We start from the raw sequence: 10,376 nt of genomic DNA on the forward strand, positions 1-10,376 counted from the left end.
TATGTGGCATTTATTATTGATGTGTTCGCCGGGGTGATCGTGGGATGGCGGGTGTCATCAACGATGGAAACCCCACTGGTTCTGGATGCGCTAGAACAGGCCATGTGGGCCAGAAGACCTGGCAGTAGCGTTATCCATCACAGCGATCGCGGCTCCCAATACGTCTCTCTGGCGTACACACAACGGTTGAAAGAGGCGGAAGTGATGGCGTCAGTGGGTAGCGTAGGTGACTCATACGATAATGCATTGGCTGAAAGTATCAACGGGTTATACAAAGCAGAAGTGATCCACCGTCAAAGCTGGAAAAACAGGCAGGATGTTGAGTTGGCCACGTTGGACTGGGTTGACTGGTTCAATAACCGTCGGCTTCTGGAGCGTATCGGTTATGTGCCACCGATTGAGGCAGAAAAAGCGTATTATGCATCGGTGAACAATAAGTTACTGCAGCCTGAGTTCACGGACTAAACACTCTCCAAGAAAACCGGGGCGGTTCAATACCAATGACTTTTATCGAGTTCATGATGCAGTACCTCTGAAAAAAGAATACTCAGCATAAGTGTGGCAGGACTTGCGCTGAGGGAGGGACGTCCATCACATCACTACATGACTATCCAGGCTCAGGGTATTACGCGGCATCCAAGCATGCCGTAGAAAGTTTCTCTGATGTGCTAAAGGCTGAAGTTGAACCGCTGGGCATTGATGTCACCTGCATCGAGCCTGGACCATTCCGTACAGACTGGGTGGATCGCTCACTTCATCAGACTCGCACGAAGATCGCGCCTTCAATGATCACTGGTATAAAGTTTTTATAGCACTATATAAATGGTCTGGAATTATGGTTTAATAAAAAAACGCTGACCTTAGAATCTGTTCTTTCATCGGCCATATCTCAAAGAAATTTCGCCCGCCAAGTTTATGAAGTGCGTTCCGGCGGTGTACATTTACGGTTTTCTTTGAAATGCTTAAAAACTGGCTGATGGATTTTGCGTCCATGCCATTAATGGTATGAAACAGTATTACTTTTTCTCTCTTCGTTAATTTCCCTCGAGTTAAACTCTTTTTAGGCATTGCACTATTTGGGGGGTTGGTTACCTCATTCAAAATCATATCGATGCTTGCACGTACCCCCAAGAATACATGCCTTTTAGAACCCAGATAAAACTTTACCTTTTCATTTATCGGAATAAATATTATCTTACCCAGGAAAAGTGGTGTTGACACCAAAAATAAAAACTCATCAATATAATTTGAAGTATGGAATATTAATATATCATCTTCTTTAAAACCACCCCAGTAAATACTTTCTAAACCACAAGGATTTACTCTTTTAATGACTCGCCCATCACCATGTAAATGCTCTTTAACCCCGATAAAAAAATAATTATTTTCAGTTACGACGCTTACATTCAAAAACATAATCATCACCCACCTCAAGCTTAAAGAGAACATCCACTTCATCGACTCACAGAGAATAAAAAACCACTCAAACCGCGCAATCAATATACATGGTGATATAGAATTTTATAAATAATGACGATACCCACATACTCTCTTGAAGGTATCGTCGTTTATCGATTAATAATAATTGATCGTAAATACCACTTTGCCATTCGCATGGCCCGGCGAAACGTCAGCATTGTTCGTCGCAGTTTGAATATAACGGGCTGCTAACGGGATACGAATTGTCGAACTGCTGTCTTTTGGTAGTGTCACTGTCTGTTCGGCCGAGAAGTTGAACGGCGTCGGCGCTTGGCCGCTATCCCCCCAACCAAGCTGGATCCCCACGCCCGCCGCAGCACCAGAGACCGTTGAGTCGATAGCCATTATTCCGTTGGCTGCATCGATCACTGAAGTCGCCGGAGTCAATCGCACGCCAATACTGTTATTGAGTGAGGTGGTAGCGTTACTCGTTCCCGTAGCGTAATCCATCAACAATGTTGTATTGGTACTATTATAAAAGCCGTAAAATGTCGGACAATTGGTTAAGGCGATGGAGGCATCAACCCAAGGTGTGGTCGAATTTACCCGAGTAAAGTACTCACTGACGTCATAAACCCCCATTGTCACAGTGACATCTGGCGTCGCACAGGTTTGTGTAGAGATCCTCAAGGTTCCCTGGAAATTGATATTATAAAAAGTAAACGGCAGCCCGATGACGGCAACGGAGCCAGGGTGGCTATTTACCGGTGGTTCAAGCGCTGTCTTGATACTCGGGAAATTTGCACCGCTAATTGTAAAGCTACCGGGCGTGATCGGCCCTGTTTTAATGAGCGAGACATAGCGTGTTGAACCGCCGAAATTCAAGGCTCCACCTAATTCATTGCCAACCTGCCTGATAGGGTTCTCTACATCGGTGGTCACTGCTGGCCTATTGGGTATTATTGTGCTGCCATCAGGGGTTCGTGAAATAGCTACGCCAATCCCAGGAATATTCGTCTGATAGACTGCACCAGCAAACGGGCCGGCCATCAAGCCGCTCAGAGGCAGTGGAGCATTGCTAATCAGCGTTGAGCTGCTGTACCAAAATGATTTACCCACGTCGGCCTGTGCCCATTGGCACCCCATCTTGGTGTTTTTCATCACCCAACGGCCTTGATAAAGCACCGTCCCCACGGGAATATCGGCCCCGGCAGAAATCACCGGCGGACTCAGCGGCACCGTTTCCGTTTGGGTTGCTCCAGCATCAAACGAACAGTTCGCCACGGCCCAACTCTTGGCGCTGATAACGCTGAGCAAGAGGCCGCCAAACAGTCCGAGAACGTTTTTCATAGATAATTTCATCCGTCGTTGCCTCGCTTGCTGGCAGAAAATAGAAGTCTGAGTAAAAACGCAGACAGTGTCTCTTAGAAACTGGGGTTGCCCAGTGGTTAGACTGGCTGGGTTTCACAAACCGTATTGAAAGTCTGTATTGTCGAGTCGACGCTGTTTTTTGCCCGTGGCATCAGCCTATAGTTCACCCGGCATTGCATCTGGCTCCCTTCGCCCCATGTCACGCGTAGTTGCCCCCTGTCATCAGCAACTCGCGCAAACAGTTGCCCACCCTGGCCTACCGAACCTACGCTGTTGCCTTTACTGTCGAAGATATCGGCCCCAAACGGCACCGGTTCACCCTGATAGGTCGCATTCACCAGAATCGGTGTGCCCTGCTTGGTGGTATATTTCACCTTCACCACCGCCCCGGAATACGGCGCTACTTTCTGGCTGGTGTTGTCCAGTTCCACGCTGGCGGCCGTGCCTTTCGGATCAATGCTGACTTCATTCATCTGGTACGGGTTCAGATAAGGCACCACCGCATATCCCCACGGGTCAATGTGCACCCCTGGATAGGACGAGACGCTGGCCCCTTCCGCGCCTTTGGCTTCCACCAGGGCGAAGGTGTCCGAGGTGTACGGCGTAAAGGTCGCCCCGCCCGCATGCGCAATCATCGTGCCGTTTATCCCGGCAGAGGCGCTATGGTAGTTTTTACCGGTGCTGTAAGTCCCACTCAGCGCTGCCACCGGGCTGCGGTAGTTACCGCTCACCGAACCGCTGGAACCGACACCCTGATTGGCATTCATCGCCGTGACGCCGTAGCTGAATTGATCCCCTGCCCCTGCGCTGCCAGACACTGTGGCCTGCTGGCCATAACGCCCCGTACTGTCATGCGACAAGTCCATGCGCAACTGAGGGGTGTGCATCTGGTCGGCGCGGCCCAATGGCAGACTGAAGCTCAGCAGGTAATTGGTTTGCGCCGTTCCCAGGCTGGAGAAACTGCGGTTGATGCTGAAGCCGTAAGAAAGGCGTTGATAGCGGTTGTTGTAGCCCATCTGGTACTGCTTCTCGCTGCCGTCTTTGTTCCAGTAGTTCTGCAATGAACCACTGACGTACAACTGCCCCCAGCCCTCGGGTAGCCCCTGCCCGGCGGTCAGCGTCAGGCGGTTTTTGGCGCGTGAAATTGCATCCGGCGAATACCCTTTTGCGACTGCTTCACGGGTCTGCATCGCGGTCATAAAGTCCATATAACCGTTGGTAGAGAAGCGATAGGCAGCCAATGACAGGTTACTGTTGGTTTCGCTGATAAGCTTGCTGTAGCTCACCTGATAGCTCTGCCCGCTGAGGCTGTTGCTCGCCTGGTGTTGGCTATCATCGGTCACCGGGCCTTTCCCCAGATGCATGCGCGCCTGGGTGACATCAAACGCCAGCGCCCCAATCGGTACACCGATTGCAGTCCCCAGTTGCAGCGCATAATAATCCTGGCTCGCCTGCAGGCCGCCATAACCGGTGATGGCGTTAGTCAACCCGTACTGATAGGTCGCCTGGTACAACGCCGGTTTTTCACGCAGGTTATCACTGCGCATTTCGCCCGCCGTCACGGCATAGCGCGACGCCCCCGGGCGCAACAGTTGCGCCACCGAGGCATAAGGCACGCTGAAGGTCTGTTCGGTGCCGTCTGACTCACGCACGTTAACAACCAGATCGCCGCCGTAGCCTGTCGGGTACAGATCGTTAATCAAGAACTCCCCTGGCGTGACCGTTGTTTCATACAGCACCTGGCCACTCTGGCGCACGGTGACACGGGCATTAGTCCGGGCAATGCCGCGGATTTCCGGCGCGTAGCCGCGCAGGGATTCTGGCAGCATCCGCTCGTCGGTGGCAAGTTGAATACCGGAGAACGGCAAGGTATCGAAGAGTTGCCCGGTGGTATTCGATTGCCCCATCAACAGCCGCGCCTTCAGCGCCGGGATATCACGCTGCAGGTAGGTGTTAATATTGCTGTACTGGTTTGGCCCGTTATCCATGCGGGTATAAGAGCCGTTGTGCCGCAGGTACCAGGCCCCGACGTTCACCCCGGCATTGACCCCGGCAAACACCGAATTGAAGGTATTGCCCTGCGATTCGCTGGTGTACCCATTGACGTTATAACCCAGCAATAGCGCCGGAACGCCACGATCCCATAACTCTGGGCTGACGGTTCCCCTGGCGGTATTCAGCATATAGACCTGCGGAATAACAATATCCAGGCGCTGTTCATTACTGTCGTAGTTGACTCGCGCTTCAGGTAACTTGTGTTGCAGGTCTAGGCACAATTCGCCGCTATTTTGTTGGTTTAAAAAATCGGCAGGCAATTTGTCGTAATTAAACGCAATGTTTTTAGCGAGATCATGGGTCAGGCAGGGGTATATCGATTTATCTGCTCGTGCCTTGAATTCAATATCGGTATTACTGATGAGCTGATTATTAATATATAAAGCGGTTCTATACACCCCAGGTAACCCGGAAGATCCGTTGGCAAAGCGGCTGAGGTCAACCGATTTCTGATCATCAACATTCAGGAAAGAAGCATCGAATTCCAGATTCTTTGCGATCTCTTCCTGTGGAGCAGAAGCAACCGTTTCAGCATTGACCTGTCCCACGCAAAAAGTCGATAAAATGGCCATCGCCACGGGAGATAGTCGGCCATATAAGCCACATTGCAAAGATTTTGACATAAAGAATCCCTTCAAGAATTTATTTCCTGAATCATGATTGATATCGTAATTGACTCTATTTACGCCTATGCGGCGGCTTATTTCACGACAGCGTCAAAGGTATTCACTGCACCATAATCATTGACAAAACTGCCGTTCACTTTACTGCCTGCCTGCCCTGGTAAATCCAGTACCATGGTAGAGCGCGGCGCAATCATGGCGCTTTCGAGTTTTTTGCCGTTGATCGACAGATCCACAAGAGAAGCATAATACGGGGTAGGATTGGTCGCCTGCACGCTGTTGCCCTGGCTGCTCCAGGTCACCGCTTTGGCCGCATCGTTGGCATTACCTTCCAGGCCCACCGGGCGATAGAACAGTTTGATACGGGTACGGAAAGCCATCTGCAGACGGTTTTCGCTGTCTTTCGCCTGGCTTTTGGCCGGGACTTCCAGCACGTTCAACCAGAACACCGATTCTTTATCCATCGGTAACGCACCGCCCGCGTAGCTGATGCGCAACGTCTGGCCCTTGCTGGCCTCAACGCGGTTCATCGGCGGGGTCAGCACAAATGGCACTTTGATTGCTGCCGGTTTGGCATTGGTGTCACCGTTATCGATCCAACTTTGCAACAGCACCGGAGACGGGCCGACATTGTTGATCTTGACGCTGACCTCTTTGGCATCAGAAGGATAAATCACCCGCGTGCCGCTAATCACCACGCTGGCCAGGCTGTGTACGCTGAACAGTGCGGCTGCGGCAAAGGTAAACACCTGACGCTTTTTGAGAGAAAGAGACTGCATAATACACTCCTGACGAACACCCGGATTGGGAGGGAGATCCCCCCTCCCACAGCCCATTACTGGTACTGAATAGAATAAACCACGTTGCTGACCACGGTACCCGCTTGGGTTGGTGCTTCAGCGTAGTAACGCACGGCGTATGGCAGAGTCGCGCTGCCACCGGAAACGTCTTTATAAGTGGTGGAAATCACCTGGTTCTGGTTACCGGCCTGGATCACTGCCTGAGACGTGCTGGATGCATCCAGCAGTTGCAGGCTGACACCCGTGGCGGTACCAGTCAGGTTTTTCAGACGGCCAGTCACGGTATCAACCGACGAGCCCGCTTCGAAGAAGGCAGAAGCGGTCCTCAGCGTACCAGCACAGTTGTTCAATGCCATAACAAAGCCAGTCTGGCCTGCCGTCTTAGTGGGAGCATCCAACTGGTTGATGCCTACCGTTGGCAGAGTCACCGTAGCATCGGCAGTCTGACCATCAACCACTACATCGCAAGTGTTTGCCGTCAGCTTACCGTTAAAAGTGATGGTGCCGGTAGAAGCCGCCTGAACCAGACCCACGGAACCGAATACAGCGAACAGAGATGCAACGATTGCTAACTTTTTCATATATATTCCTACTTACCTTGTATTGTTAAACCATTTTAATATCCATTAAAATGGGGTGATGTATACCTATATAGGTATGTTGAGCTTGCCCTGGTATTAATAGAGCAAAATTTATATAATATGTAATGACCTGATTTTAGAACTATCAACGGAATAGCCAATACCGTGTATATTCTCGATAAAATCATCGGCAAGACCAATAGATGAGAGCTTTTTTCTTAATTCATTAATTGTTTGCCAAAGTCTTTGATTGGACGACGATAAACTAAACTCATCCCACACTTTTTTCATAATATGGTTCTTATCGATGACCGTATTTCGGTGATTGCTCAGCAAAAATATCAATAACCGAGCTTGAATCTCATTTAAAGAGATAACTTTGAAAAAAATGGAGTGCTCAGAAGGCTCGTTGCTATAATAGAGAAGTTTTCTATTAGCAATGTTGAATTGAATATTATCATCGAGCAGGAATCCATACAGTCTACTTTCCATATACATCTCAGTTCATTATTTCGCCTTTCATAGCCAAGATAACAATCCTCCTTAATTTTGCTTATTATAGAGTCCATTCTCTTTATGGCAACTTATCTAAATCGATAGCATTTACGTTATTTAAAGGCATTCTTAAGAGTTAAAGCATCATTATTTTTAAATAAAATGGTTTTTTATTCTAAAAAAAATAGTTTAAAATTGTTTTTGCACTACATTTAATAGAATTATTGCATTAGTCAAATACCCTTTTTTTTAAAAAAAAATAGACTAAAATGCTTATTTTTTATTTTTTTAATTTAAAATCAGTAGAGTAATGAAAAAGCAATTGGGATTTATCTTAATAAAAACCACGTAAAAACATCATTTTGCTTTATCGCCCATCAATTGAAGACCACGAGGATGATGCCGAAGGTACTGTATTGGCTTGTGGCCTGCGTCATTGACGTTCCTTCGTCACGTCGATTCTCCCGACGTTCTCGCCAGACTTTTCAAACCAGTAAAAAACCGTAGGTCGAACATTACAACCAAGCATTCGACTTTTCCCGCATCCTGTTCCCGCACAACCCTGGCTTGCTTTCACGAGTTCACTACCTTACGGGGTTATTGCCTTCCGTTCTTGTGACTCAAGGGTTATGCTAGGAGCTCCCGTTAACATCAGCGATACCCTATCTGTGAGAGAGCATACCTGATCGCGTGCCTTTTAGCTGAGGCCTGACAGACACTCTGGCCCCTTCCTGGTTACGACGCTTATCGGGCTTGCTTATGCTGTCCATGCACGCCTTCACTGTTTGCGGCTGCAGTTTCAGATTGAACCTCACGTATAACCCGTGGCTACGTTGTCCCTGGTGCTTTACACACGATAATTACTCTTGATGCACAACCAGGTAGAGCACTGCGGGTGAGGCAGCAGGTTTCTTCGCACTGAGTAAGTACTACATACTGGCTGAAACAATCACAGGAACAGCCTCGTGTCGCACCACAGAATTATGAGTAGGCTCTTTGCTGCAGGGCCATTGAGTACTTAATGGCCAGAATGCTGAAAGACTTACTGATAAACGATCAGTGAACTGAGCGCTGGAGTTGGCAATACCGGCAGTAATGGTGTCGGAAATGGCTTTGTAACGCGCAATAAAGTTCAGGTTGGTGACAGAGCCTGCACCGGTTTCCAGAGTGTAAGGCTGTGAGTTTTCAAACAGATTAACTACCTGCTGGCTGGCGTCTGACAGTTCGATACCCCCCCTTGAGCGGCATCTGCAGCCGGAGTCAAGGCCAGTACGCTGTTGTCACCTGCAACACTGGTGCCGTCAAATTTCACCACGGCAGTGGTAGCGGCCATCGGGCAATCTTTCAGGACCAGTTGGAATTGAGTGGGTGCCGCTTTGCCACCGATGCCGCTAAACGCGCTGGAGGCAACTTTACCCAGGGTGACTGTCAGGTTCTGCGAGTTAGTATCTACCGTACAGGCTACATCGGTAATTTCACCCACAAAGTTAATGGTACCGTCAGCAGCAAATACGGCAGGGGTGGCAACAATCAAAGAAAACAGTGCAGCGTTAATAATGTTCTTTTTCATAAAATCTCTATTCAATCCGTTTTTTGGCATTATTGAATGCAACTTCATGCCATGAAATCTAATGATATTATGCCGGTGAGCACCATCATCGAATTGTCGCCTGCGCCACCGAGGGTCGTTCTATCTGACGCATCACACGATAGTTTCATTTAATGCTGGTAATCCCAAGCTCTAAATGATGGGCTTAGCTTACATTTATTCTGAGGCGCTTGATGGGGACTTTGGTTATACCCGTGTTGTTTTTTGTACAACCTATGACAAAGTGTAAATGCCGTTCGTATCGTCCACTTATTGATAGGCGATATTCAGCGTGGCAGTAGTATTGGCTTTGCCCGGCATCACCGTGGCCAGGGTCTGATAATAGCGAGCTTGGAAGCCGAAGGTTTCAACACCACCAGTTGAGGTTTTCAACAGCAGATTTTGACCAATGGTCATTGGGGTTTCGTTATAGAGGATCTGGGCTCCCACGCCCTTGGCCACGTCGGCATTGCCTGCGCCACTGAGTGCCAGTACGTTGGTATTGGCTGTATCGGTATTCTGGGTGCCGGACATCGAGGCATTGACTCGGGTATTGGCATCGCAATTCAGGCACAGGTTGAAACTCTTGGTTGCCAGGGTGCTGCCCACTCCGGTGACTAGGGTCGCTTGCACGTCTCCCAACGGCACGATGACGTTGGGCGTCTGTAAGGAATAGGCCACTGGGATGATAGTGGAAGTACCGATATTGAAGTCAGCGTAATATTGTGGACTTCCCACGATATAATCCTTTGCTACGTTAACCGGAAGCCAATTTGCAGTGGGCATTGAGGGCTCGCACCGCGCCTAACAAATTTCTGGGCTTCGTACTGTACGCAGTATGAAACACCTGCGCATTGATGCGCAGGTGGCGGGTATAAGGGCCGCAAGGTGCTGTCTGCAAGGTTCTGGCTCCGGTCAGACGACCATTGCAGCCCTGAGCCATAAAGGGTTTTACGTGTATTATGTTGTTTTCCACGGTACGCAGGCACGGTCCGTCTTGGAACGAGTTGACTGATGCGATGGGAAAACGGGTTAAATGAGATAAAGCGGTGAGTGAGTAACTAGGACCTACTTATACTGGCGACAAGTCATTCGGCATGTTGCTGCAGCGGTGTGGGACGGCAATGAAAGCCATACGCTGCGTACTCTGTTGGAGTATTGTTGATACACTCGCGTTAAAGTGTCGGTATTACAGCCAATTTTAGGGGCTATGGACTTGAAAGCGGCGTGTTCAGATTTGTATTCACTGCGCTGCTCAAGAAGCATTCTTACTGCGCGTTCGCGTAACTCAGGTGGGTAGCGATTTGATGACATGAGGATCTTATATGAACGCATCCCGTTTGCAAGGCATCCGTTGTTTTGACTTTGACATGTAGGTTGCAGCTTTATATCCGGCCTTATTGCAGCCATTGCTGCGGGCCCCTATGTAATTCGCTGACTCACA

Annotated in this window: 9 protein-coding genes and 1 pseudogene; 2 read left to right on the top strand and 8 right to left on the bottom strand. The window is 49.1% G+C overall.

The window, feature by feature from the left end; genetic code table 11:
- Together AC2A1E_RS23390 and AC2A1E_RS23395 are read left to right on the top strand one after the other, a co-directional pair.
- Positions 1–465: IS3 family transposase (locus AC2A1E_RS23390; RefSeq protein WP_484385738.1), on the top strand; the 465-nt coding region annotated here is incomplete at its 5' end.
- A 119-nt stretch (positions 466–584) separates the two neighbouring features.
- Positions 585–764, top strand: a pseudogene (locus tag AC2A1E_RS23395) (SDR family NAD(P)-dependent oxidoreductase); the annotation flags it as partial.
- A gap of 76 nt (positions 765–840) precedes the next feature.
- Here AC2A1E_RS23395 and AC2A1E_RS23400 read toward each other — a convergent pair.
- From AC2A1E_RS23400 to AC2A1E_RS23435, 8 genes are all read right to left on the bottom strand, one after another.
- A complete protein-coding gene (locus AC2A1E_RS23400) occupies positions 841–1,422 on the bottom strand; it encodes a helix-turn-helix transcriptional regulator (RefSeq protein WP_484385739.1) in 582 nt (193 codons plus the stop codon).
- 153 nt (positions 1,423–1,575) lie between these two features.
- Entirely contained in the window at positions 1,576–2,781 is a 1,206-nt protein-coding gene (locus AC2A1E_RS23405; RefSeq protein ID WP_484385740.1) for a fimbrial protein, read from the bottom strand.
- 86 nt (positions 2,782–2,867) lie between these two features.
- On the bottom strand, positions 2,868–5,468 hold the full coding sequence (locus AC2A1E_RS23410; protein WP_484385741.1) for a fimbria/pilus outer membrane usher protein: 2,601 nt from the start codon (positions 5,466–5,468) through the stop codon (positions 2,868–2,870).
- Positions 5,469–5,545: 77 nt separating this feature from the next.
- The gene (locus AC2A1E_RS23415; protein WP_484385742.1) at positions 5,546–6,247 is read right to left on the bottom strand and encodes a fimbria/pilus periplasmic chaperone; all 702 of its coding nucleotides are present in this window, start codon (positions 6,245–6,247) and stop codon (positions 5,546–5,548) included.
- Between the two features lie 56 nt (positions 6,248–6,303).
- Positions 6,304–6,849 carry a fimbrial protein gene (locus AC2A1E_RS23420; RefSeq protein WP_484385743.1) on the bottom strand — a complete coding sequence of 182 codons (546 nt, stop codon included), beginning with the start codon at positions 6,847–6,849 and terminating at the stop codon, positions 6,304–6,306.
- Between the two features lie 111 nt (positions 6,850–6,960).
- Positions 6,961–7,341: a winged helix-turn-helix domain-containing protein gene (locus tag AC2A1E_RS23425; protein ID WP_484385744.1), complete on the bottom strand. Its 381-nt coding sequence runs from the start codon at positions 7,339–7,341 to the stop codon at positions 6,961–6,963.
- A 1,201-nt stretch (positions 7,342–8,542) separates the two neighbouring features.
- Positions 8,543–8,914: a fimbrial protein gene (locus AC2A1E_RS23430; RefSeq protein ID WP_484385745.1), complete on the bottom strand. Its 372-nt coding sequence runs from the start codon at positions 8,912–8,914 to the stop codon at positions 8,543–8,545.
- A gap of 288 nt (positions 8,915–9,202) precedes the next feature.
- The gene (locus AC2A1E_RS23435; RefSeq protein ID WP_484385746.1) at positions 9,203–9,670 is read right to left on the bottom strand and encodes a fimbrial protein; all 468 of its coding nucleotides are present in this window, start codon (positions 9,668–9,670) and stop codon (positions 9,203–9,205) included.
- Positions 9,671–10,376: the final 706 nt, after the last annotated feature.

It is taken from the genome of Serratia sp. HNCC26DJ206, from assembly GCF_057180605.1.